General features: G+C 53.6%; 22 protein-coding genes. 15 read left to right on the top strand and 7 right to left on the bottom strand.

Annotated elements, in window-relative coordinates:
- Positions 1-5: 5 nt before the first annotated feature.
- Positions 6-812 carry an exodeoxyribonuclease III gene (gene xthA, locus ACJ9Y9_RS09600; protein WP_032666813.1) on the bottom strand — a complete coding sequence of 269 codons (807 nt, stop codon included), beginning with the start codon at positions 810-812 and terminating at the stop codon, positions 6-8.
- A 433-nt stretch (positions 813-1,245) separates the two neighbouring features.
- Here xthA and ACJ9Y9_RS09605 point away from each other — a divergent pair, with 433 nt between their 5' ends.
- The 7 genes from ACJ9Y9_RS09605 (at position 1,246) to ves (ending at position 8,965) form a co-directional block, all read left to right on the top strand.
- Complete coding sequence (locus ACJ9Y9_RS09605; RefSeq protein ID WP_028017201.1) at positions 1,246-2,466, top strand: aspartate aminotransferase family protein; 1,221 nt, start codon at positions 1,246-1,248, stop codon at positions 2,464-2,466.
- Positions 2,463-3,497: an arginine N-succinyltransferase gene (gene astA, locus ACJ9Y9_RS09610; RefSeq protein ID WP_028017202.1), complete on the top strand. Its 1,035-nt coding sequence runs from the start codon at positions 2,463-2,465 to the stop codon at positions 3,495-3,497. Before ACJ9Y9_RS09605 ends, astA begins: the two co-directional genes overlap by 4 nt.
- On the top strand, positions 3,494-4,981 hold the full coding sequence (gene astD / locus ACJ9Y9_RS09615; protein ID WP_028017203.1) for a succinylglutamate-semialdehyde dehydrogenase: 1,488 nt from the start codon (positions 3,494-3,496) through the stop codon (positions 4,979-4,981). Before astA ends, astD begins: the two co-directional genes overlap by 4 nt.
- Positions 4,968-6,293 (top strand): N-succinylarginine dihydrolase, encoded by a 1,326-nt coding sequence (gene astB, locus ACJ9Y9_RS09620; RefSeq protein WP_028017204.1) that lies wholly within the window; start codon positions 4,968-4,970, stop codon positions 6,291-6,293. The genes astD and astB overlap by 14 nt, the downstream gene beginning before the upstream one ends.
- 10 nt (positions 6,294-6,303) lie before the next feature.
- A complete protein-coding gene (gene astE, locus ACJ9Y9_RS09625; protein ID WP_028017205.1) occupies positions 6,304-7,269 on the top strand; it encodes a succinylglutamate desuccinylase in 966 nt (321 codons plus the stop codon).
- Positions 7,270-7,606: 337 nt separating this feature from the next.
- Positions 7,607-8,101, top strand: coding sequence for an ATP-independent periplasmic protein-refolding chaperone Spy (gene spy / locus ACJ9Y9_RS09630; RefSeq protein WP_028017206.1), 495 nt, complete (start codon positions 7,607-7,609; stop codon positions 8,099-8,101).
- A 297-nt stretch (positions 8,102-8,398) separates the two neighbouring features.
- Positions 8,399-8,965: an environmental stress-induced protein Ves gene (ves, locus tag ACJ9Y9_RS09635; RefSeq protein WP_028017207.1), complete on the top strand. Its 567-nt coding sequence runs from the start codon at positions 8,399-8,401 to the stop codon at positions 8,963-8,965.
- Here ves and cho read toward each other — a convergent pair.
- Together cho and nadE are read right to left on the bottom strand one after the other, a co-directional pair.
- Positions 8,934-9,812, bottom strand: coding sequence for an excinuclease Cho (gene cho, locus ACJ9Y9_RS09640; RefSeq protein WP_032666814.1), 879 nt, complete (start codon positions 9,810-9,812; stop codon positions 8,934-8,936). The two genes, ves and cho, sit on opposite strands and share 32 nt — an antisense overlap.
- A gap of 115 nt (positions 9,813-9,927) precedes the next feature.
- Positions 9,928-10,755: an ammonia-dependent NAD(+) synthetase gene (gene nadE / locus ACJ9Y9_RS09645; RefSeq protein WP_028017209.1), complete on the bottom strand. Its 828-nt coding sequence runs from the start codon at positions 10,753-10,755 to the stop codon at positions 9,928-9,930.
- Positions 10,756-10,987: 232 nt separating this feature from the next.
- On the opposite strand from nadE, the gene osmE reads away from it, so the two are divergent.
- The 7 genes from osmE (at position 10,988) to chbG (ending at position 16,847) form a co-directional block, all read left to right on the top strand.
- Complete coding sequence (osmE, locus tag ACJ9Y9_RS09650; protein WP_008500677.1) at positions 10,988-11,329, top strand: osmotically-inducible lipoprotein OsmE; 342 nt, start codon at positions 10,988-10,990, stop codon at positions 11,327-11,329.
- A 284-nt stretch (positions 11,330-11,613) separates the two neighbouring features.
- The gene (chbB, locus tag ACJ9Y9_RS09655) at positions 11,614-11,931 is read left to right on the top strand and encodes a PTS N,N'-diacetylchitobiose transporter subunit IIB (RefSeq protein WP_014883474.1); all 318 of its coding nucleotides are present in this window, start codon (positions 11,614-11,616) and stop codon (positions 11,929-11,931) included.
- A gap of 79 nt (positions 11,932-12,010) precedes the next feature.
- Positions 12,011-13,369, top strand: coding sequence for a PTS N,N'-diacetylchitobiose transporter subunit IIC (gene chbC / locus ACJ9Y9_RS09660; RefSeq protein ID WP_028017210.1), 1,359 nt, complete (start codon positions 12,011-12,013; stop codon positions 13,367-13,369).
- A gap of 46 nt (positions 13,370-13,415) precedes the next feature.
- Positions 13,416-13,763, top strand: a complete 348-nt coding sequence (gene chbA / locus ACJ9Y9_RS09665; RefSeq protein WP_028017211.1) for a PTS N,N'-diacetylchitobiose transporter subunit IIA — start codon at positions 13,416-13,418, stop codon at positions 13,761-13,763.
- Positions 13,760-14,611 carry a transcriptional regulator ChbR gene (gene chbR / locus ACJ9Y9_RS09670; protein WP_256125016.1) on the top strand — a complete coding sequence of 284 codons (852 nt, stop codon included), beginning with the start codon at positions 13,760-13,762 and terminating at the stop codon, positions 14,609-14,611. Before chbA ends, chbR begins: the two co-directional genes overlap by 4 nt.
- Before the next feature lie 110 nt (positions 14,612-14,721).
- Positions 14,722-16,077, top strand: coding sequence for a 6-phospho-beta-glucosidase (locus ACJ9Y9_RS09675; RefSeq protein ID WP_028017213.1), 1,356 nt, complete (start codon positions 14,722-14,724; stop codon positions 16,075-16,077).
- Between the two features lie 11 nt (positions 16,078-16,088).
- On the top strand, positions 16,089-16,847 hold the full coding sequence (gene chbG, locus ACJ9Y9_RS09680) for a chitin disaccharide deacetylase (protein ID WP_028017214.1): 759 nt from the start codon (positions 16,089-16,091) through the stop codon (positions 16,845-16,847).
- 39 nt (positions 16,848-16,886) lie between these two features.
- Here the strand turns inward: chbG and katE are convergent, their stop codons facing one another.
- Positions 16,887-19,136, bottom strand: coding sequence for a catalase HPII (gene katE / locus ACJ9Y9_RS09685; protein WP_407226095.1), 2,250 nt, complete (start codon positions 19,134-19,136; stop codon positions 16,887-16,889).
- A gap of 86 nt (positions 19,137-19,222) precedes the next feature.
- On the opposite strand from katE, the gene cedA reads away from it, so the two are divergent.
- Positions 19,223-19,579 carry a cell division activator CedA gene (gene cedA / locus ACJ9Y9_RS09690; RefSeq protein ID WP_080282770.1) on the top strand — a complete coding sequence of 119 codons (357 nt, stop codon included), beginning with the start codon at positions 19,223-19,225 and terminating at the stop codon, positions 19,577-19,579.
- Positions 19,580-19,628: 49 nt separating this feature from the next.
- Here cedA and ACJ9Y9_RS09695 read toward each other — a convergent pair whose 3' ends face one another.
- The 3 genes from ACJ9Y9_RS09695 to hxpB all read right to left on the bottom strand — a co-directional run bounded on the left by ACJ9Y9_RS09695 (position 19,629) and on the right by hxpB (position 22,511).
- A complete protein-coding gene (locus tag ACJ9Y9_RS09695) occupies positions 19,629-21,020 on the bottom strand; it encodes an L-cystine transporter (protein WP_028017216.1) in 1,392 nt (463 codons plus the stop codon).
- A 127-nt stretch (positions 21,021-21,147) separates the two neighbouring features.
- On the bottom strand, positions 21,148-21,738 hold the full coding sequence (locus tag ACJ9Y9_RS09700; RefSeq protein WP_014883483.1) for a metal-dependent hydrolase: 591 nt from the start codon (positions 21,736-21,738) through the stop codon (positions 21,148-21,150).
- A 101-nt stretch (positions 21,739-21,839) separates the two neighbouring features.
- Positions 21,840-22,511, bottom strand: coding sequence for a hexitol phosphatase HxpB (hxpB, locus tag ACJ9Y9_RS09705; RefSeq protein ID WP_028017217.1), 672 nt, complete (start codon positions 22,509-22,511; stop codon positions 21,840-21,842).
- Positions 22,512-22,564 lie beyond the last annotated feature (53 nt).

Consider the following 22,564-nt stretch of genomic DNA (forward strand, 5'->3'; position numbering starts at 1 on the left):
CGTGGTTACAGCTTGAATTTTGCCCAGACCGGCGCGTGATCGGACGGTTTTTCCATGCTGCGGATATCGTAGTCGATACCGGTTTCAATGCAGCGCTCTGCCAGCGGCGAGCTGGCCAGCAGCAGATCGATACGCAGGCCACGGTTGTCATCAAAGCCTTTTGAGCGGTAGTCAAACCAGGAGAAGCGGTCCTGTGTTTCCGGGTTGGCACTGCGGAACGTATCCACCAGACCCCAGTCAAGCAGACGCGCCATCCACTCACGCTCTTCCGGCAGGAAGGAGCATTTGCCGGTACGCAGCCAGCGCTTGCGGTTGTCTTCGCCAATACCGATATCGAGATCCGTCGGGCTGATATTCATATCGCCCATGATCAGCACCGGATTCTCTTTTTTCAGTTCGGTGGTCAGGTAGTCCTGCAGATCCTGGTAGAACTTTGCTTTGGCCGGGAATTTTGTCTCGTGGTCACGGCTCTCACCCTGCGGGAAGTAACCGTTAATGACCGTGATATTCCCGAGTGCAGAAGGCACTTCCGCCATGATAATGCGACGCTGTGCTTCTTCACCATCGCCAGGGAAGCCGCGGCGGACGGATACCGGTGGCGCTTTAGTGAGCAGCGCAACGCCATAGTGGCCTTTCTGTCCGTGATAGAAGACGTTGTAGCCGAGTTTCGCCACCTCTTCGAGGGGGAACATGTCGTCGTGAACTTTTGTCTCCTGCAGGCCGATCACATCTGGCTGATGTTGCTCAACGATAGCTTCAAGCTGATGAGGACGGGCACGCAGGCCGTTGATATTAAAAGAGACAAATTTCATAGTCGCTGCCAGTGCAAGGTGAATAGTGCATGGATGGTAGCAGAATTTGCGTCAACTGTTACGGGGATTGACCAATAACTGCGACAGATAATGCCAGTGGTGCAATATTTGCACCATTCTGACGCGTCTCGCCCTCAAACAGGGCATAAATGACAGATAAATTTCGCGAGCGATCACAATTCCAGAATTATATTTGGCCTCTGCATACTCTTTCTTATTTTCATGCGGCAAAGCGCCGCTTGTCGTAAAAATATTCACTTTTTATGCACTAATAGTGAATAACTCCATATTGTAACTTATTGATATTCTGTTGGCTCAACCCGTTTATGCATTTTTATCGCTGGCTGGCACGAAGGCTGCAATCTACATTCACAGTGCAAACACTCAATTATTTAACATTCAAATAACTTTTTATTTACCTGATGAGGTCGCTATGTCTCTGTCAATTACGCGTGAAAATTTCGATGAATGGATGATGCCAGTATACGCTCCGGCGGCTTTTATTCCGGTTCGTGGGGAAGGCTCACGCCTGTGGGACCAGCAGGGTAAAGAGTATATCGACTTTGCAGGTGGGATTGCGGTGAACGCGCTGGGCCATGCTCATCCGGCACTGCGTCAGGCACTGAATGACCAGGCGGCGAAGTTCTGGCATACCGGCAACGGGTTTACCAACGAGCCCGCTCTGCGTCTGGCGAAAAAACTGATCGACGCAACATTTGCCGAAAAAGTCTTTTTCTGTAACTCGGGGGCAGAAGCGAACGAAGCGGCGCTGAAGCTGGCGCGCAAATATGCACACGATAAGTTTGGCACACACAAAAGCGGTATTGTCGCGTTTAAGAACGCCTTCCACGGTCGCACGCTCTTTACCGTCAGCGCGGGCGGTCAGCCTTCTTATTCGCAGGATTTTGCACCGCTGCCACCCGATATTCGTCACGGTGTCTATAACGATCTCCAGTCAGCCAGCGAGCTGATCAACGACACCACCTGCGCGGTAATTGTTGAGCCGATGCAGGGCGAGGGTGGCGTGCTTCCGGCGCAAAAAGCGTTCCTGCAGGGGCTGCGCGAACTGTGCGATCGTCATAATGTGGTACTGATTTTTGATGAAGTGCAAACGGGGGTGGGCCGTACCGGTGAACTGTATGCCTACATGCACTACGGTGTGACGCCGGACGTCCTTTCGACAGCCAAAGCGCTGGGCGGCGGCTTCCCGATTGGGGCAATGCTGACCACCGATAAATTCGCCAGCGTGATGACCGTGGGGACCCATGGCACCACCTATGGCGGCAACCCGCTGGCAACCGCCGTTGCCGGACAGGTTCTCGACATCATTAACACCCCTGAGGTGTTGAAAGGCGTTAAGCAGCGTCACGACTGGTTTATTGAACGCCTGAATGCCATCAACAGTAAGACCGGCCTGTTCAAAGAAATTCGCGGTCTGGGGCTGTTAATCGGCTGCGAGCTCACCGCCGAGTTTGCCGGAAAAGCTAAACTTATTTCACAGGAAGCGGCAAAAGTGGGCGTAATGGTGCTGATTGCCGGTGCCAACGTGGTGCGTTTTGCTCCTGCGCTGATTGTCAGCCAGGAAGAGGTGCAAACTGGTTTAGATCGCTTTGCGCTGGCCTGCGAACATGTGAAATCCGGGGTGTCATCATGATGGTCATCCGTCCCGTTGAGCGCGGCGATCTCGCCGGGCTCATGCAGCTTGCCGGTAAGACGGGAGGTGGGTTGACCTCACTTCCCGCCGACGAAAAAACACTGTCGGCGCGCATTGAGCGCGCCCTGCACACCTGGCAGGGGACGTTGCCAAAAAGCGAACAGGGTTATGTGTTCGTTCTTGAAGATACCGACACCGGTGCTGTTGCCGGGATTTGCGCCATCGAAGTGGCTGTTGGGTTAAACGACCCGTGGTACAACTATCGCGTCGGCACGATGGTTCATGCTTCGAAAGAGCTGAACGTCTATAACGCGCTGCCGACGCTGTTTCTTTGTAATGACCACACGGGCGCCAGCGAGCTCTGCACGCTGTTCCTCGACCCGGCGTGGCGCAAAGAGGGCAACGGTTACCTGCTTTCTAAATCACGCTTTATGTTTATGGCCGCCTTCCGCGATCGCTTTAACGAAAAGGTAGTGGCCGAGATGCGCGGCGTGATCGACGACACCGGCTACTCACCGTTCTGGGAGAGCCTGGGCGAGCGCTTCTTCTCGATGGAGTTCAGCCGGGCGGACTATCTCTGCGGTACCGGTCAGAAAGCGTTTATTGCCGAACTGATGCCGAAGCATCCTATCTATACCCATTTCTTAACCCCGGAAGCGCAGGCGGTGATTGGCGAAGTGCATCCGCAAACCGCGCCCGCCCGCGCGGTGCTGGAGAAAGAGGGCTTCCGCTACCGTAACTATGTCGACATCTTTGACGGCGGGCCAACGCTTGAGTGCGATATCGACCGCGTGCGTGCGATTCGTAAAAGCCGGCTGGTTGAGGTCGCTGAAGGTCAGCCCGCGCCGGGTGACTGGCCGGCATGTCTGGTGTCGAATGAGAATTACACCAACTTCCGCGCCATGCTGGTGCGTACCAACCCGAAATGTGAACGTCTGGTGCTGACGGCTGCAGAACTGGATGCCCTGAAATGTAACGCCGGCGATACGGTTCGCCTGGTGCGTCTCTGCCCTGAGGAGAAAACAGCATGACATTATGGATTAACGGTGACTGGGTCACGGGCGAAGGCGAACAGCGCGTAAAGACCAATCCGGTAGGAAAAGAGGTGCTCTGGAAAGGGAATGACGCCAGCGTCGCGCAGGTTGAACAAGCCTGTCATGCCGCGCGCCGCGCGTTTCCGGCGTGGGCAAAACAGCCTTTCGCCGTGCGTCAGGCCATTGTTGAAAAGTTTGCCGGTTTGCTGGAGGCGAACAAAGCCGAACTGACGCGCATCATCGCCTCTGAGACCAGTAAACCGCGCTGGGAAGCAACAACCGAAGTGACGGCGATGATCAACAAAATTGCCATTTCGGTGAAGGCTTACCACACCCGTACCGGTGAACAGCACACCGAGATGCCGGACGGTGCGGCCACGCTGCGCCACCGTCCGCACGGCGTGCTGGCGGTGTTTGGTCCGTACAACTTCCCGGGGCATCTGCCGAATGGTCACATTGTGCCCGCACTGCTGGCGGGCAATACAGTGATTTTCAAACCGAGCGAGTTAACGCCATTAACCGGTGAGGCGGTGGTGAAGCTGTGGGAACAAGCTGGATTGCCACCAGGCGTGCTGAATCTGGTACAGGGTGGGCGTGAAACCGGTCAGGCGCTGAGCGCGTTGAGCGATATTGACGGTCTGTTGTTTACCGGCAGCGCCGGAACGGGCTATCAGTTGCATCGCCAGCTGGCGGGGCAGCCGGAAAAAATTCTGGCGCTGGAGATGGGCGGTAACAATCCACTGATCGTGGAAGATCCTGACGATATTGACGCTGCCGTGCATCTGACCATTCAGTCCGCCTTTATTACCGCCGGACAGCGCTGTACCTGTTCCCGTCGCTTACTGGTAAAACGTGGTGCGCAGGGGGATGCCTTCCTGAAACGGCTGGTTGAAGTGAGCGCGCGTCTGGTACCTGCAACGTGGGATGCCGACCCGCAGCCGTTTATGGGCGGTCTGATTTCCGAGCAGGCGGCGTTGAATGTGCTGAAGGCCTGGCAGGATCACGTCGCGCGCGGCGCGAAAACGCTGCTCGAACCGAAGCAGGTTCAGCCGGGTGCCTCGCTGCTTACGCCGGGCATCGTTGAGATGAGCGGGGCGAGCAACGTGCCGGACGAAGAGGTCTTTGGTCCGCTGCTGTGCGTCTGGCGTTACGACGATTTTGATGAGGCGATTGCAATGGCCAATAACACCCGTTACGGCCTGTCGAGCGGGCTGATTTCGCCGCATCGCGAGAAGTTTGATCGGCTGCTGCTGGAAGCGCGCGCCGGGATTGTGAACTGGAATAAACCGCTGACCGGTGCAGCGAGCACCGCGCCGTTCGGCGGCGTGGGGGCATCGGGCAACCATCGCGCCAGCGCGTGGTACGCCGCGGATTACTGCGCGTGGCCGATGGCAAGCCTGGAAACCCCGGCGCTGACGCTGCCGGAAACGCTCAATCCGGGTCTGGACTTTACCGGAGGGGATCGTCATGAAAGCGCGTGAAGTCAACTTTGACGGGCTGGTGGGGCTGACGCACCACTATGCGGGTCTCTCTTTTGGTAATGAAGCCTCGACGAAGCATCGTTTTCAGGTCTCCAACCCGAAACTGGCGGCGAAACAGGGGCTGCTAAAAATGAAAGCGCTGGCGGATGCCGGTTTCCCGCAGGCGGTTATTCCGCCGCAAGAGCGCCCAAACGTGGCAGTGTTGCGTCAACTTGGCTTCACCGGCAGCGATGAGCAGGTGGTTGAAAAAGCGGGTACACAGACACCGCATCTGCTCTCTGCGGCAAGCTCTGCCTCATCAATGTGGGTGGCCAACGCGGCAACCGTCGCACCGTCAGCCGATACGCTGGATGGAAAAGTCCATTTGACGGTGGCGAACCTGAACAACAAATTCCACCGCGCCACCGAAGCGGAAACCACCGAGCGCGTGTTGCGCGCCATTTTCAGTCATGACGACCATTTTGCGGTGCATCAGGCTCTGCCACAGGTGGCGATGTTTGGCGACGAAGGGGCTGCCAACCATAACCGGCTGGGAGGTGATTATGGCGACCCTGGTGTGCAGTTGTTTATTTACGGGCGTGAGGAGGGCGGTCATTCCGAACCCGTCCGCTATCCGGCCCGTCAGACGCTGGCGGCGAGTCAGGCCGTTGCCCGCCTGAATCAGGTCAATCCTTCCCAGGTGATTTTTGCCCAGCAGAATCCACAGGTGATTGACCAGGGCGTGTTCCACAACGACGTGATTGCCGTCTCCAACCGCCAGGTACTGTTCTGCCATGAGCAGGCGTTTGCCCATCAGGAGAAGCTGCTCGCTACGTTGCATGAACGCGTACCGGGTTTTATGCCGATTCAGGTGCCGACGCAGGCGGTCAGCGTGCAGGATGCAGTGGAAACCTATCTCTTCAACAGCCAGCTGTTGAGCCGTGACGATGGCAGCATGATGCTGGTGCTGCCGCAGGAGTCCCGGGATCATAAAGGGGTGTGGCGTTATCTGTCAGACCTGGTTAAGGCCGATAACCCAATTGACGAACTGCGCGTCTTTGACCTGCGTGAAAGTATGGCCAACGGCGGTGGGCCAGCCTGTCTGCGCCTGCGCGTGGTACTGACGCAGAATGAAATGCAGGCTGTTAATCCGGCAGTGATGATGAACGAGACGCTGTTTAACACCCTGAACGACTGGGTGGATCGTTACTATCGTGACCGGTTAACGCAGGCCGACCTGGTCGACCCTCAGCTGCTGCGCGAAGGCCGTGAGGCGCTGGACGCGTTGACATCCATCCTGCAGCTGGGATCGGTTTATCCGTTCCAGCGCTAAAGGAGTGAGTATGGAAAATCTACTGGCGCTGACCCTGGCTGACGAAACGCCTGAGCAGAGTGAGGGGGAGGGCCCCTCATTCCACTGGCGCTGGTTGGGGCGCGGAGTGCTTGAGCTGACGCCGACTGCGAAAAGCGATCTGTCGCTGCTGCTTTCAACGGGGATTCATGGGAATGAAACGGCACCCGTTGAGATTGTCGATCTGCTGTTGCGCGCGCTGTATCGCGGAGATATCACCCTTAAGTGTCGTGTGCTGGTAGTGCTCGGCAACCCGCCTGCGCTGGCACAAAACAAACGGTATCTGGTGAGCGATATTAACCGCATGTTCGGTGGGCGCTGGTCGCAGTTTCCACAGAGTGACGAAACGGTGCGGGCAGAGTGGCTGGAGAACGTCGTGAGCGCGTTTTTTGCGGCTGCGGGGCCTGCGCGCTGGCATCTGGATCTGCATACGGCGATCCGGGCGTCTTATCATGTTCGCTTTGGCGTTCTGCCGCAGCGTCATCAGCCGTGGGATGAATCGTTCCTGAGCTGGCTGGGCGATGCCGGGCTGGAGGCGCTGGTCTTTCATCAGTCACCGGGGGGAACGTTTACTCACTTTACCTGCGAACGTTTCGCTGCGCTGGCGTGTACCCTGGAGCTGGGAAAAGCACTCCCGTTCGGCCAGAACGATCTGACTCGCTTTGCGCCTACGCATCTCGCTCTTCGGGCGCTGCTGGGAGGAACGGTTCCTGAGCACGCGCATCAGCCCGTTGAACGGTATCGGGTCGTGCAGCAGATCACTCGCCGCAGCGATGCCTTCCTGCTTCATATGGCTGCACATACGCTCAACTTTACCCCGTTCCGTAAAGGCGTCCTGTTGGCCGAAGATGGTGAGGATCGTTATGAAGTACAGAAGACAACCGAATATGTGTTGTTTCCTAACCCGTCGGTGGCGTTTGGTTTGCGAGCCGGATTGATGCTGGAAAAAATCTCCTGAGTATTTCCCCTCTCGTCCTCTGAGGGGGGAAGCAAAAACCTTTTCTTAACGATTAAAGCGTTCGCACTTCTTTTGCAGAATATTCCTGGTGAATTGCTTTATTATTAATCTTCACTTCGCTATACTCATGCTTAATTTCTTTAAAATCATCGTGTTGTTTATTTTTTGTTGCAACTCTCCACGCTTTATCCTTATTTCCTCCACATTTGGCGAAAATTTGTTTTTTACACTTTCATTGTTTTACCGTTGCTCTGACTAATTGACGATAAAGCCCGTAAAGTTAATCTCGTCAACACGGCATAGCGCCGAAGAATAACTGAAAGAAAGGAAATAAATTATGCGTAAACTTACTGCACTGTTTGTTGCTTCTACCCTGGCTCTGGGCGCTACCAGCATGGCGTTCGCCGCAGATACGACCACCACCGCTGCCGCGCCAACTGAAGGCAAAATGATGATGCATCATAAAGGCAAGCCGGGTATGCACAACGAGATGATGATGTTTAAAGATCTGAATCTGACGGATGCGCAGAAGCAGCAGATCCGCGATATCAGGAAAGGCGAACGCGACCAGATGAAACGTCCTCCGCTTGAAGAGCGTCGCGCAATGCATGACATCATCGCCAGCGATAGTTTCGATAAGGCGAAAGCTGAAGCGCAGATCGACAAAATGGCTGAGCAGCACAAAGCCCGCATGCTGGCTCACATGGAAACCCAGAATAAGATCTACAACATTCTGACTCCGGAACAGAAAAAACAATTTAATGCGAATTTTGAGAAGCGTCTGACAGAACGTCCGGCGATGGAAGGTAAAATGCCAGCACCAACCGAATAATCGGTTCAACATCTTAAGACCGCCGGGATCCTGTCCACAAAAGCGCTATCGCTGTGGACAGGACCGGCGGTTTTTCTTTCCTTCCCTCTTGTCTGCCACCGCGAGCGCGGTATGCTCCTGTAGTCGCTTCAGAGAATGTTCGTAGAGTCATGGCGTTAGAATTTTTATTAACGTTCAGTTAATGCCTGCCTGCTCTGCTGCCGATACTGTGTCTGTGAAACCCTAACGATAACAAACAAGACAGCAACGATAGCAATATCCTTGCCCTGGCACAGGTTGTGCCATTCAGGAGTGGTGATGGAGTTCTTTGATATCCGTAAGATGCCGGTCAGTCTCTGGCGCAATGGTGCTGGCGAAACGCGAGAGATTTGTTGTTTTCCTCCCGCGACGCGGGATTTTTACTGGCGTGCCAGTATTGCGACTATTGCCAGTAACGGTGAATTCTCCTCTTTTCCCGGTGTTGATCGGGTCATAACGTTACTGGAGGGAGGAGAGGTGACGCTGGATGCCGGTCAGGCATTCTGTCATACCCTGAAACAGCATCAGCCTTACAGTTTTTCTGGCGATCTACCGGTAAAAGCACTGCTGGCGGATGGAAGGATGGCAATGGATTTCAACATCATGACCCGGCGCGATTGCTGCCAGGCAAAAGTACGCGTTGCCGATCGTACCTTTACCACCTTTGGTTCCCGGGGCGGCGTGGTGTTCGTGTTAGGCGGCGCGTGGCAGTTGGGGGATAAATTGTTGACCGCCGATCAGGGGGCATTCTGGGAAGAGGGTACCCACACTCTCCGTCTGCTGGAGTCTGAAGGCACCTTATTGTTCAGTGAAATTAACTGGCTGGCGGGTCACTCAGCACAATGATCTCATATTTGCCGGTTAATACCGGCTTACAGAGTATTTTGTAGCCGTCATGATCGAATCCGGCGGGTGTGCGTAGCAAGGTTGCCGCGTCGTTTACATTGTCAACGGCGCCCAGCCAAAGCCAGTTATTGATGATGTGATACTGGGTCATCGCTTCACCCACTTCCTTTAGGGCAACGGCATTTTCCCACGGCCAGCAGGCGACACTGATGGCCGCCAGCCCGTTGAGAAGCCGGGCATGATGTTCCTCAACACTTTCTTTCCCACAACAAGCACCTGCGCAGCGCTTCAGAGCGGATCGGAAACAGGCGCGCCCACGGGTGGTTGCCTCCAGACCCAACAGGCTGTAACAAAGCTGTAAATCATCCGCCAGCGTTTGCAGGGCCTGGAGTGCCGCACGTTTATTCGCGAATAACCCATACAGATTTGGGGCATGTGAAAAATCGACTTCACGTGCGTAGACAATCTGCGGTTTGCCCGCGGTTATCTGCAGGGAGCAAAGCTGACGATTGCGGCGCAAGCGCTTATTGAACAGCGGTTGTTGCTCTTTGATAAGTCGGGCTTCAAGCAACAGCGCGCCCATTTCTCCTGCGGTCTGAACCCAGGTAATGCGTCGTGACTGGCGCAGCATGGCGGCCTCGTCCGGCGTACGGAGATGGGATAATACCCGGCTGCGAATATTGACGCTTTTACCGATATAGAGTGGCAGGGTATTACTCTCACCGTGAAAGATGTACACGCCAGGCTGTTTAGGCAGCGCCTCCAGCCATGGGCGAAGGTGCTCGGGATATTCGTAGATAGCCGCCGCTTCAAACTCAAGACGCGGGGCGGATTGACGCCTGCTCACATACCACTCCCTATACTGTTCAGGTATACAGTGTAGCAGGAGTGTGGTGGTTAAAAAAGAGCCGGGTGGCGGCTGCGCCTTACCCGGCCTAGATTATGCGGGTTACCGTTTTGCTCTATTTCTTCCAGAAGTCGTCAAACACCGTGATAGGCGTGTGGCGCTTGTGCTCGGTTTTCAGATACCAGCCTTCGATGATTTTCGCGGTACGTTCATCCAGTTTTTTACCTTCCAGATAATCATCAATATTGTCATAGGTGACGCCAAGCGCCGCTTCATCTGGCAGGGAAGGGCGATCGTCTTCAAGATCCGCTGTCGGCGCTTTCTTGTAAAGATGCTCAGGGCAACCCAGCGTGGCCAGCAGTTGCTTACCCTGACGCTTGTTCAGACGGAAAATGGGGTTGATGTCGGTGCCGCCGTCGCCATATTTGGTGAAGAAACCGGTGATCGCTTCTGCTGCATGGTCGGTTCCAACAACTACACCTTTGGTCATCCCGGCGATGCTGTACTGCGCTTTCATGCGCTCACGGGCTTTCTCGTTCCCACGGACAAAATCACTCAATTCTATGCCGGCTTCGCGGAGCGCCTGCTCGCTTGCCAGGACCGAACCTTTAATATTGACGGTCAGTACGCGGTCAGGCTGAATGAACGAAATGGCATCCTGGCAATCCTGCTCGTCGGCCTGCACGCCATACGGAAGACGCACGGCGATAAACTGCAGTGTCTCATCACCGGTCTCTTCGCGAAGCTCTGAAATGGCCATCTGGCAGAGTTTACCGGTCAGCGTCGAGTCCTGGCCCCCGCTGATGCCCAGCACCAGGGATTTCAGGAAAGGGTTCGTTTTTAAATAAGATTTTAAAAAATCCACGCTGCGGCGGATCTCTTCATGTGCATCTACCGCAGGCTTCGCGCCCAGCGCCTGAATAATCTCTTGTTGCAGAGCCATCATGCCCTCCATATGCAGAACATAAACCGAAAGTATTTACTGCTAAAACTAACCCTTTGGGCGAGAAACGACAAGGATCACAGTTTTGAGTGCGCTAATTTGCGGCGATTTAGCAGGTTATCATTGTTTTATTAGAATTTTCCGAAATTCGTCTGGCGTAATTCACGAAGTTGAACAATCGTACTTTTTATTCCATGCTTAGATAACACGCTGATAAACAAGAGGACGGAATATGAACAAGAACGTAGCAGGAATTCTTAGCGCAGCGGCAGTACTGACTATGCTGGCAGGGTGTACAGCTTACGATCGCACCAAAGATCAGTTCACACAGCCAGTGGTTAAAGATGTCAAAAAAGGCATGACCCGTTCGCAGGTGGCTGCGATTGCCGGTAAACCTTCTTCTGAAGTGACCATGATCCATGCGAAAGGAACCTGCCAGACCTATATCCTGGGTCAACGTGATGGTAAGGCAGAGACCTACTTTGTCGCCCTGGATGATACCGGCCATGTTATTAACTCCGGCTATCAGACCTGTGCTGAATACGACACCGATCCGCAGGCACCTAAGGCGTAGTAACCCTGCGTATCTGAGGATGTTAACAAACCGACCAGTGGGTCGGTTTTTTTATGCATACAAAAATCTTATTTCTTTGCGCGAATTATTTGCCCGAAATGTGAAGGGAGTCAACAAGCCAGGTCAATGAGAGACAATTTGAGTCTGTTCAGAATTATCCCCTGTCTGTACCATTGCGTATACTCACTCCAACGACAAACAACAATACACAAGCTACCTGTCTGCCGGGACAGCGAGTCGAGTGATAGCAAGATGGCAGGTAGTCATACAAGAGGGAAATTATGATGGAAAAGAAACATATTTACCTGTTCTGCTCAGCGGGCATGTCAACCTCGCTTCTGGTGTCAAAGATGCGTGCACAAGCTGAAAAGTATGAAGTCCCTGTGGTGATTGAAGCGTTTCCTGAGACGCTGGCGGGCGAAAAAGGCCAGAAAGCCGATGTCGTTTTATTGGGACCGCAAATCGCTTATATGTTACCCGAAATTCAACGACTGTTACCGAATAAACCGGTCGAGGTGATCGACTCAGGGCTGTACGGCAAGATTGATGGTTTAGGTGTATTGAAAGCTGCTGTTGCAGCCATTAAAAAAGCTGCTAATTAATTTTTATTTTTCCCGTCAAAGAGTTATTTCACACACAATACGCCGTAACTTGTGTTGCGGCATTTAAGGGTATTTTCCTATGAGTAAAGTCATCGCTTCACTTGAAAAGGTACTCCTTCCTTTTGCTGTTAAAATAGGAAAGCAGCCTCACGTTAATGCCATCAAAAACGGTTTTATTAAATTAATGCCGTTGACGCTGGCCGGGGCAATGTTCGTTTTAATTAACAACGTTTTTCTGAGCTTTGGTGAAGGTTCCTTCTTTTATTCATTAGGAATTCGGTTAGACGCTTCGACTATTGAAACCCTTAACGGTTTTAAAGCCATCGGCGGCAACGTCTATAACGGGACGTTAGGTATTATGTCGCTGATGGCGCCTTTCTTTATAGGGATGGCGCTGGCAGAAGAGCGGAAAGTGGATCCACTGGCTGCTGGTTTATTATCCGTTGCCGCATTTATGACCGTGACCCCTTACAGTGTCGGTGAAGCGTATGCAGTAGGCGCCAACTGGCTGGGCGGAGCTAACATCATCTCCGGTATTGTTATCGGGCTGGTGGTGGCGGAGATGTTCACCTTTATTATTCGTCGAAACTGGGTTATCCGTTTGCCAGATAGCGTTCCGGCTTCGGTTTCTCGTTCATTTTCCGCGTTGATTCCAGGCTTCATTATTCTTTCCATCATGGGGATTATCGCCTGGGCGCTTTCTCACTGGGGCACTAACTTCCACCAGATCATCATGGACTCTATCTCTACGCCGCTAGCGTCAATGGGTGGAGTGGTCGGTTGGGCGTATGTGATTTTCACTTCTCTGCTGTGGTTCTTCGGCGTGCATGGTTCACTGGCACTGGCAGCGCTGGACAGCGGGATTATGACCCCATGGGCACTGGAAAACGTAGCACTTTACCAGCAGTACGGCTCTGTTGACGCGGCGCTGGCAGCGGGTAAAACCTTCCATGTGTGGGCGAAGCCGATGCTTGACTCCTATATCTTCCTGGGCGGTACCGGGGCGACCTTGGGTCTGATCATCGCGGTCTTTATTGTCTCTCGTCGTGCTGACTACCGTCAGGTGGCGAAACTGGCGCTGCCTTCAGGTATCTTCCAGATTAACGAACCGATCCTGTTTGGTCTGCCAATCATCATGAACCCGGTGATGTTCATCCCGTTCATTCTGATTCAGCCGCTGCTGGCAGCCATTACCCTGACGGCCTATTACATGGGGATCATTCCACCAATCACCAACATTGCACCATGGACAATGCCGGCGGGTCTGGGCGCGTTCTTCAACACCAACGGCAGCGTGGCGGCCTTCCTGCTGGCGATATTCAACCTCGGGATTGCAACACTGCTTTACATGCCATTCGTGGCGATTGCGAACAAAGCAGCAACCATCATTGATGAAGAAGAGAGCGAAGAGGATATTGCCCTCTCACTGAAATTCTAAGATTGAACGGCGCGGGGAAACCCGCGCCAGCCACAAGGAGCTTAAAATGTTAGATTTGGATAGTATTGTTGCAGAAGAAAGCGCAGAGAACGATCTCGAAGAAGTGGTGATGGGGCTCATCATCAATTCCGGACAAGCCCGCAGCCTGGCCTATGCCGCCCTCAAGCAGGCCAAGCAGGGGGATTTCGCCGCCGCGAAAACCATGATGGATCAGTCCCGTACGGCGCTGAATGAAGCGCACCTGGTGCAGACGAAGCTCATCGAAGGTGACCAGGGGGAAGGGAAGATGAAGGTTAGCCTGGTGCTGGTACACGCGCAGGATCACCTGATGACGTCGATGCTGGCACGTGAGCTGGTGGCGGAGTTAATTGAGCTTCACGAGAAAATGCAATAAGTCAGGTCAGGCAGCAGGAGGTCAGCACGATGGAAATTAAAACCGCACTTGAGCAGCAACTGTTTAATGGCAAGAATTTTCACGTGGTCATTTACAACAAAACGGAGAGCGCCAGCGGTCTGCACCAGCATGACTACTATGAGTTCACGATTGTTCTGACCGGCCGCTACTACCAGGAAATTAACGGTAAGCGCGTCCTGCTTGAACGGGGCGATTTTGTCTTCTTACCGATGGGATCCTATCACCAGAGCTTTTACGAATTTGGTGCCACACGCATTCTGAATGTGGGCGTCAGCAGACGCTTCTTTGAGAAGCACTATCTGCCGCTGGTACCGTTCTGCTTTGTGGCATCGCAGGTCTATCGTGTCAAAAACGAGTTTATGACCTGGATTGAAACGGTTATCGCCTCGCTTAACTTCCGCGACAATGAATTTGATGAGTTTATTGAAACGGTGACATTCTATGTGATGAACCGGCTGCGCCATCATCGCGAAGAGCAGCAGGTGACGGATGATGTTCCGCAATGGCTGCGCGGTACTGTGGAACTGATGCACGATAAAGGGCAGTTCAGTGAAAATGCGCTGGAGAATATGGTTTCACTGTCGGGAAAATCGCAGGAATATCTGACTCGCGCGACACAGCGTTATTATCGTAAAACACCTGTGCAAATTATTAATGAAATCCGCATTAATTTTGCAAAAAAACAGCTGGAAATTACCAACTATTCTGTCACCGATATTGCTTACGAATCCGGATACAGTAGCCCCAGTCTGTTTATTAAAACCTTTAAGAAATTGACATCGTTCACCCCGAACAGTTACCGGAAAAACTTGACGGTAATTAATTAACTTTAGGCGGCTTTACCCGCCGCGAATATTGCCTTGATTGCTTGCCCAAATAGCGGGAAGAGTACGCTATACCTTGCAGGCGATTAACCTGATACGCTAAGGGAGATATTATGCAAAAGAAATTAAAAGTCGTAACCATTGGTGGCGGCAGCAGTTATACCCCGGAATTACTTGAAGGTTTCCTGAAACGTTATCATGAATTACCGGTTAGCGAGTTATGGCTGGTTGACGTTGAGGAAGGTCAGGAGAAACTGAATATTATTTTCGACCTGTGCAAGCGCATGGTTGAGAAAGCCGGTGTGCCTTTAACCGTGCATAAAACCCTGGATCGTCGACTGGCGCTGAAAGATGCGGATTTCGTTACCACCCAGCTACGCGTGGGTCAGTTAAAGGCGCGTGAACTGGACGAACGCATTCCACTGAGTCACGGTTATCTGGGACAAGAGACCAACGGCGCGGGCGGCCTGTTCAAAGGTTTGCGTACCATCCCAGTCATTTTCGACATTATCAAAGATGTCGAAGAGATTTGCCCGAACGCATGGGTGATTAACTTTACCAACCCGGCTGGGATGGTGACCGAGGCGGTCTACCGCCATACGGGTTTCAAACGCTTTATCGGCGTCTGTAATATTCCGATTGGCATGAAGATGTTTATCCGCGACGTTCTGGAACTGACCGACAACGACGATCTCTCCATCGATCTGTTCGGCCTGAACCACATGGTGTTCATCAAAGATGTCATTGTGAACGGAAAATCGCGCTTTGCCGAACTGCTCGACGGCGTGGCTTCCGGCCGCCTGACCGCGGCGTCAGTGAAAAACATCTTTGACCTGCCATTCAGTGAAGGGCTGATCCGCTCGCTGAATCTGCTGCCATGCTCGTACCTGCTTTACTACTTTAAGCAGAAAGAGATGCTGGCTATCGAAATGGGCGAGTACTATAAGGGCGGCGCGCGTGCGCAGATCGTTCAGAAGGTTGAGAAGCAGCTGTTCGATTTGTATAAAGATCCGAACCTGAACGTCAAACCAAAAGAGCTGGAGCAGCGCGGCGGGGCATATTACTCCGATGCAGCATGTGAAGTTATCAATGCCATTTACAACGATAAGCAAGCGGAGCATTACGTTAATGTGCCGCATCATGGTCATATCGACAACATTCCGGCTGACTGGGCCATCGAGATGACCTGTATTCTGGGGCGTGATGGGGCGAAACCACATCCACGCATCACCCATTTTGATGACAAAGTCATGGGCCTGATTCACACCATCAAAGGATTTGAAGTGGCTGCCAGTCATGCGGCGTTAAGCGGTGAGCTTAATGACGTGCTGCTGGCGCTGAACCTCAGCCCGCTGGTCCATTCTGATCGCGATGCGGAGCAACTGGCCAGTGAAATGATTCTGGCACATGAAAAATGGTTGCCGAACTTTGCTGCAACAATAGAGAAGCTGAAGTTCAAACACCGTTAAGGGGATGCGCAATGGAAAACCTGCTGATCGTCAATGCTGATGATTTTGGTCTCTCCAGAGGTCAAAACTACGGCATTATTGAAGCCTGCCGTCGGGGGATCGTGACCTCCACAACGGCACTGGTTAATGGTGAAGCGGTTGAACACGCGGCGCAGTTGAGCCGCGATGTTCCGGCGCTGGGCGTCGGCATGCACTTTGTGTTGACGCTTGGGATGCCGCTTTCGCAGATGCCAGGTCTGACTCGCGACGGACAGCTGGGTAAGTGGATTTGGGAACTGGCGGAGCAGGATGCTCTGCCGCTCGAAGAGATTACCCGTGAGCTGGACTGTCAGTTCAACCGCTTTGTTGATGTGTTTGGCAAGGAGCCGACGCACATTGACAGTCACCATCACGTCCATATGATCCCGGCGATTTTCCCGCTTGTTGCGGAATTTGCGCGACGTAAAGGGGTTGCAATGCGCGTGGATCGTGACGTGCAGGCGCTGCACGGCCTGTCATTCTTCTCTGTGCCCACAACGGACGGATTCAGCAGCGCGTTTTATGGCGAAGGGATCGATGAAGCACTGTTCCTGAAAGTGCTGGATGATTCAGCCGCCCGAGGTGAAAAGTCGGTGGAAGTGATGGCGCACCCCGCTTTTGTTGATAACACCGTGCGTAAAAGCGCCTACTGCTGGCCTCGACTGGCGGAACTGGATGTGCTGACGTCGGCATCGCTCAAGTATGCGATTGCCGAGCGCGGATATCGGTTGGGAACGTTCAGGGATCTGTAAGAAGTGCCGGGGGGCGGTTTCGCCTTACCCGGCATTTTTTTACGCCGGTATCTGGTCAATCTTACTGCTGCGCGACCAGACGCGATGAACAGCGAGCAAATCAAACAGTTTCGTCATAAACGCGTCATTGACGTTATCGCCCTCCACAATGCCATCCTCACCCTGATCCGCCACCTTCAACTGCGCTTTAAACTGTCGCGCATCGCCGGATAGCGCGATCGGTTTAAGGTGTTTATAGGCTTCCAGCAAGTAATAGACGGCGTCGCCGTTGGTCAGCAGACTGTTAATATCCCCGCAAGGCACAATTACCGCATCGACGGTTAGCGATGGCGCGCCGGCAAAAGTCGCCGCCACCGGCAGCACGGAGCCGTCATCGGCGGTCACTTCGCCCATGCGGGAATAAAGCAGTTTGGCGTGCACGCCTTGCTTTTTCAGCGCCTGCATAATTCCCAGCACATCACTGGCGCGGGTTTTATCATTCAGCAGAATGGCGACCACGCGGCCTTTAATTGAGCCACCCGGCACTGCGTACAGACTCAGTGACGGATCTTTTTTCACACCATTAACCGCTTTTGGCGGCGCCAGGTTGCGTTGCTCATCGGTGAGCGTAATACCCAGGTTATCGGCTACGCTTTGAGCAAGCTGAACATCAATATGCGCCAGCTGATCGACCACGCGCTCGCGGATATAGGTGCGCACCACTTTGCTGAGCTCAAAGCTGAAGCCGCCGATAATGTGCTGCTGCTCAATCGGCATCTGGCTGTTCCAGAACAGGCGAGGGTGGGCGTAATACTCGCCAAACGACGGGCTGCGCTCGCGAATTTTGTTGCCATCAATACGCTCCTGATACGATTCGAATCCACCGCGTTTCGGCCCGGGTGGGGTTTCGCGCGGCCAGTTATCGTTGATGGAGTTCGGTTCATAGTTCGCCGGGTTGGTATCAATATCCTGACGGTACATCCCGTCCCGCTGGAAGTTGTGGTACGGACAGGTTGGACGGTTAATCGGGATTTCGTGGAAATTCGGCCCACCTAGACGGCTGATCTGCGTATCGGTATACGAGAATAAACGTCCCTGTAAGAGAGGATCGTTGGTGAAATCCAGCCCCGGCACGATATGCCCCGGGTGGAACGCGACCTGTTCGTTTTCGGCGAAGAAATTATCCGGGTTACGGTTGAGCACCATTTTACCCACCAGCTGAACCGGCACCAGCTCCTCCGGGATCAGTTTGGTCGGGTCAAGGAGATCGAAATCGAACTTGCATTCGTCCTCTTCCGGAATGAGCTGCAGGCCCAGTTCGTATTCCGGGAAATCGCCCGCTTCAATGGATTCCCATAACTCGCGGCGATGGAAGTCCGGATCGCGTCCGGTGAGCTTCTGCGCTTCGTCCCACACCAGCGAGGCTTTACCCGCCACAGGCTTCCAGTGGAAGCGGACAAACGTGGCTTTTCCCTCGGTGTTGATCAGACGGAAGGTATGGATGCCAAATCCCTCCATCGTACGATAACTGCGCGGAATGCCCCTGTCTGACATCGCCCACATCACGTTGTGTAAGGTTTCAGGCTGCAGGGAGACATAGTCCCAGAAGGTGTCGTGCGCACTTTGTCCCTGCGGTATGGCCCAGTGAGGCTCTGGTTTTACCGCATGGACAAAGTCAGGAAATTTATGCGCATCCTGAATGAAAAACACGGGAGTGTTGTTGCCCACCAGATCGAAAATTCCCTCTTCGGTATAAAATTTGGTGGCAAAGCCGCGGATATCCCGGACGGTGTCTGCCGAACCCGCGCCGCCCTGCACGGTGGAGAAACGCACAAACACCGGTGTGATTTTATCCGGGTCGGAGAGGAAATCCGCTTTGGTGATCGCTTTCAGACTCTTATAGGGCTGAAAGTAGCCGTGGGCCGCGGAACCGCGGGCGTGGACGATGCGTTCCGGTATCCGTTCGTGGTCAAAATGGGTGATTTTTTCCCGCAGGATAAAATCTTCCAGCAGGGTCGGCCCGCGCGCGCCCGCGCGAAGGGAGTTCTGATCGTCAGCAATGCGCACGCCCTGATTGGTGGTGAGCGCAAAACCTTCGCCGCCTTTACGGTGTGGCGCTAGAGATTTCAGTTTTTCATTTCCCGTGTCCGGTGATTTCACGCTTCCCGGTGCGGTAGGTTGTTCGCCTGGGGCTGAAGGGCCGGGAGAGGGGCGGTGAGAGCCGTCAGCAGGGGCGAGGGAGTCCATTCCCGGTTGAGACTCTTCAGTGCCATGAATCGGCGATTGATGTGTTTTATCTTTGTTCGACATTGCACGATGCTCCTTGATTCATTGCTAAAAAACCTTTTAAGGATAGGACAATGTCGCAAGATGGTTTGCTAACTAAGAGTTTTCACATGCCGTCATTAGCGAAAGAAGCCATCTCACCCACTCGGGGCGCGACGGAAGGTAGCAGGATCGGCTATCATAGAATTTTCCTGCTTCAAGAATTTGCTTTAGTGAACCAGTCGCTTATGAAACCTCTTCGCCAACAAAACCGCCAGGTTATTAGCTATGTGCCCCGCGTTGAACCCGCGCCGCCGGATCATGCCCTGAAAGTGGAGGGTTTTCGTGATGTCTGGCTGTTACGCGGTAAATATGTGGCGTTTGTGCTGATCGGTGAACATTTCCGTCGTTCCCCGACTTTTACAGTACCGGAATCCGCGCAACGGTGGGCGATGCAGATCCGCCAGGATGAAGAGGTTGAAGAGTAACAGCCATAAAAAAAACCGCCATCAGGCGGTTTTTTTTAATTGTCAGTGTTTAACGGTGCGCCAGTTCGACGTCGTCTTCACTTTCCAGAATCGCTTTGTCAGTCTGCTTCAGCCACTGGCTGGTCAGCGTACCGGCCGTCATTGAGCCGCTTACGTTCAGCGCGGTACGCCCCATGTCGATCAGCGGTTCAACGGAGATCAGCAGCGCAACCAGCGTCACCGGCAGACCCAGAGCAGGCAGCACGATCAGCGCGGCGAAGGTTGCGCCACCACCGACACCTGCAACGCCTGCGGAACTTATGGTCACAATCCCTACCAGTGTAGCAATCCAGACTGGGTCAAGCGGGTTGATACCCACGGTTGGAGCAACCATCACCGCCAGCATCGCCGGATAAAGACCTGCACAACCGTTCTGACCGATGGTGGCACCAAAAGAGGCAGAGAAGCTGGCGATAGACTCAGGCACGCCCAGACGGCGGGTCTGTGCTTCAACGTTCAGCGGAATAGACGCGGCGCTGGAACGGCTGGTGAAGGCGAAGGTTAGCACCGGCCAGACTTTGCGGAAGTATTTCAGCGGGCTAACGCCGTTCACACCCAGCAGGATACCGTGCACCACAAACATAATGCCCAGGCCCAGATAAGAGGCAATCACAAAACTACCCAGCTTGATGATGTCCTGCAGGTTAGAGCCCGCAACCACTTTGGTCATCAGCGCCAGAACACCATAAGGGGTTAACTGCATCACCAGACGAACCAGCTTCATCACCCAGCTTTGCAGGGTATCGATAGCGGTCAGCACGCGTTCACCTTTTGGTGCATCGTCTTTCAGCAGTTTAAGTGCCGCCACACCCAGGAACGCGGCGAAAATGACCACGCTGATGATGGAGGTTGGGTTGGCGCCGGTCAGGTCAGCAAACGGGTTCTTCGGAATGAAGGAGAGCACCATTTGCGGAACGGTCAGGTCCGCCACTTTACCCACGTAGTTGGTTTGAATCGCGGTCAGACGCGCTGTTTCAGCACTGCCCTGAACCAGCCCTTCGGCAGTCAGGCCGAACAGGTTGGTGACCAGTACACCTACCAGCGCCGCAATCAGCGTGGTAAACAGCAGCGTACCAATGGTCAGGAAGCTGATTTTCCCCAGTTGGGTCGCGTTATGCAGTCGGGCAACGGCACTCAGAATAGAGGCAAACACCAGTGGCATAACGATCATCTGCAGCAGCTGAACATAGCCGTTACCAACAATGTTGAACCACTGAATGGAATCTTTCAGAACTGGATTGTCGGAGCCATAAATTGCCTGTAATGCCAGACCAAATACAACACCCATGACCAGACCAACCAGTACTTTTTTCGCCAGACTCCACTGTTTGTGGCGCGCCTGCGCGAGAAGCAATAGCAATACAACGAACACAATGACGTTCGCGATGAGTGGAAAATTCATCCCCGTTCTCCTGATTTATTATGGGGTCGGTTTTTACCGATCCTGTTGGCGGAAGGTTAGCAGAAGTGTGATATAGCGCTTATATCCAAATGGAATGGGTTATGACAAATGAGATAGTTTTGTCTGTTTACTGTTCAATCTGGTGATGAATAAAACGATTGAACTGAAATTGCAGCGAATTAATCATCTGGGAAGACCAGCGGACTGCACTGTTTTCGGGCAATGTTTGCGGCATCCAGACAGCATAGGCAAACAGCGCCATGCACAATACGCGCTCAAGCTGGTTACCTTTCTGCGGTGCAAGGATGGGAAAACGGAAACGCCAGCGGCAGGGCCAAAGCAGCGGCACGCCCGCAGGCGTTAGCATATCGGCGAGAATATGGCTTAAATAGCCCAGCACCATCCCCTGGATGGCATCCGCAGGGACAATCCAGCTTTCGGGCACTTTTAAGTAGAAGAGCGTCAGCAGGCCGAACACGGCCAGCAGACTATGCGTAAATCCCCGGTGGCCAAACGCGCGGGCGATAGGTTTTGATACCCACTTAAGGCGTTGACCAAGGAAGGATTTGGGGTGGTCAATGTCGGGCAGCAAACAGGTCAATACGGCGGAAGGGACAATATGCCACCAGTCCCCCTGCGCCAGCACGGGGGTAAGTTCAGCGTTTTTGGCAAATACTGCGCACGCAATAGAAAAAAGCAGGTGGCCTTCCGCCGTCATAATAAAACCCACAAAACTGTCAATTCATACAGTATAGGGTTTTTATACAGTAGGCGGAAGAGGTGACGGTGTAACTGTTTGTCACAAACCCAACGCAGGCATTAGCCGCCCTGCAGGTGATGCGTCGTCAACCCGACCAGTGAAGTAAGCTTCACATCGGCAAGGGCAAACCGGGGATCGTGGCGGGTTTCTTCAGCGGGCACCACAATGGAGCGCATACGTGCGGCTTTCGATGCCACCATACCGTTTACGGAGTCTTCAAGCGCAACGCAGTTGAGCGGATCAATACCCAGCTTAGCGGCACAGTCCAGATAGACCTGCGGGTGCGGCTTGCTGTAAGGCAATTTTTCCGCTGATGCCAGCGCGTCGAAACTGTCGCGCAGTTCAAACATGATGAGCACTTTTTCCAGCATATGCAGCGGTGAAGCAGAGGCCAGACCGACTTTCAGCCCCTGAGCTTTACACAGCGCGACGGCTTCACGTACCCCAGGCAGCAACGGCTTGTTCTCTTCGACCAGCGAGATGGCGCGGCTGATAATGCGTGCGGTCACTTCATCACGATCCGGGCCAACCCACGGCTGTTGGGCAAACCACAGATCGACGACCATATCAATGCGCAGGCCAAGCGTGTCTGGAAGTTCATTACGGCGGCTGATATCTACGCCAAGGCTGGCGATGACGTCCAGTTCGGCGCGATCCCACAACGGTTCGGAATCGATCAGTAATCCATCCATGTCAAAAATTGCGGCAAGAATTTGGCGCGGTGTCGACATCACAACGTCTCCTTATCCAGGGTGTTCGACAGACGATAAGTGCTAAGCACAAC

Source organism: Enterobacter sp. CPE_E1241, assembly GCF_045618265.1.
GTDB classification, from domain to species: Bacteria; Pseudomonadota; Gammaproteobacteria; order Enterobacterales; family Enterobacteriaceae; genus Enterobacter; species Enterobacter adelaidei.

Bases quoted from the DNA above. Each gene is read 5' to 3' on its own strand.
- xthA (WP_032666813.1), bottom strand. From the start codon at position 812: ATGAAATTTGTCTCTTTTAATATCAACGGCCTGCGTGCCCGTCCTCAT.
- ACJ9Y9_RS09605 (WP_028017201.1), top strand. From the start codon at position 1,246: ATGTCTCTGTCAATTACGCGTGAAAATTTCGATGAATGGATGATGCCA.
- astA (WP_028017202.1), top strand. From the start codon at position 2,463: ATGATGGTCATCCGTCCCGTTGAGCGCGGCGATCTCGCCGGGCTCATG.
- astD (WP_028017203.1), top strand. From the start codon at position 3,494: ATGACATTATGGATTAACGGTGACTGGGTCACGGGCGAAGGCGAACAG.
- astB (WP_028017204.1), top strand. From the start codon at position 4,968: ATGAAAGCGCGTGAAGTCAACTTTGACGGGCTGGTGGGGCTGACGCAC.
- astE (WP_028017205.1), top strand. From the start codon at position 6,304: ATGGAAAATCTACTGGCGCTGACCCTGGCTGACGAAACGCCTGAGCAG.
- spy (WP_028017206.1), top strand. From the start codon at position 7,607: ATGCGTAAACTTACTGCACTGTTTGTTGCTTCTACCCTGGCTCTGGGC.
- ves (WP_028017207.1), top strand. From the start codon at position 8,399: ATGGAGTTCTTTGATATCCGTAAGATGCCGGTCAGTCTCTGGCGCAAT.
- nadE (WP_028017209.1), bottom strand. From the start codon at position 10,755: ATGGCTCTGCAACAAGAGATTATTCAGGCGCTGGGCGCGAAGCCTGCG.
- osmE (WP_008500677.1), top strand. From the start codon at position 10,988: ATGAACAAGAACGTAGCAGGAATTCTTAGCGCAGCGGCAGTACTGACT.
- chbB (WP_014883474.1), top strand. From the start codon at position 11,614: ATGGAAAAGAAACATATTTACCTGTTCTGCTCAGCGGGCATGTCAACC.
- chbC (WP_028017210.1), top strand. From the start codon at position 12,011: ATGAGTAAAGTCATCGCTTCACTTGAAAAGGTACTCCTTCCTTTTGCT.
- chbA (WP_028017211.1), top strand. From the start codon at position 13,416: ATGTTAGATTTGGATAGTATTGTTGCAGAAGAAAGCGCAGAGAACGAT.
- ACJ9Y9_RS09675 (WP_028017213.1), top strand. From the start codon at position 14,722: ATGCAAAAGAAATTAAAAGTCGTAACCATTGGTGGCGGCAGCAGTTAT.
- chbG (WP_028017214.1), top strand. From the start codon at position 16,089: ATGGAAAACCTGCTGATCGTCAATGCTGATGATTTTGGTCTCTCCAGA.
- katE (WP_407226095.1), bottom strand. From the start codon at position 19,136: ATGTCGAACAAAGATAAAACACATCAATCGCCGATTCATGGCACTGAA.
- cedA (WP_080282770.1), top strand. From the start codon at position 19,223: ATGCCGTCATTAGCGAAAGAAGCCATCTCACCCACTCGGGGCGCGACG.
- ACJ9Y9_RS09695 (WP_028017216.1), bottom strand. From the start codon at position 21,020: ATGAATTTTCCACTCATCGCGAACGTCATTGTGTTCGTTGTATTGCTA.
- ACJ9Y9_RS09700 (WP_014883483.1), bottom strand. From the start codon at position 21,738: ATGACGGCGGAAGGCCACCTGCTTTTTTCTATTGCGTGCGCAGTATTT.
- hxpB (WP_028017217.1), bottom strand. From the start codon at position 22,511: ATGTCGACACCGCGCCAAATTCTTGCCGCAATTTTTGACATGGATGGA.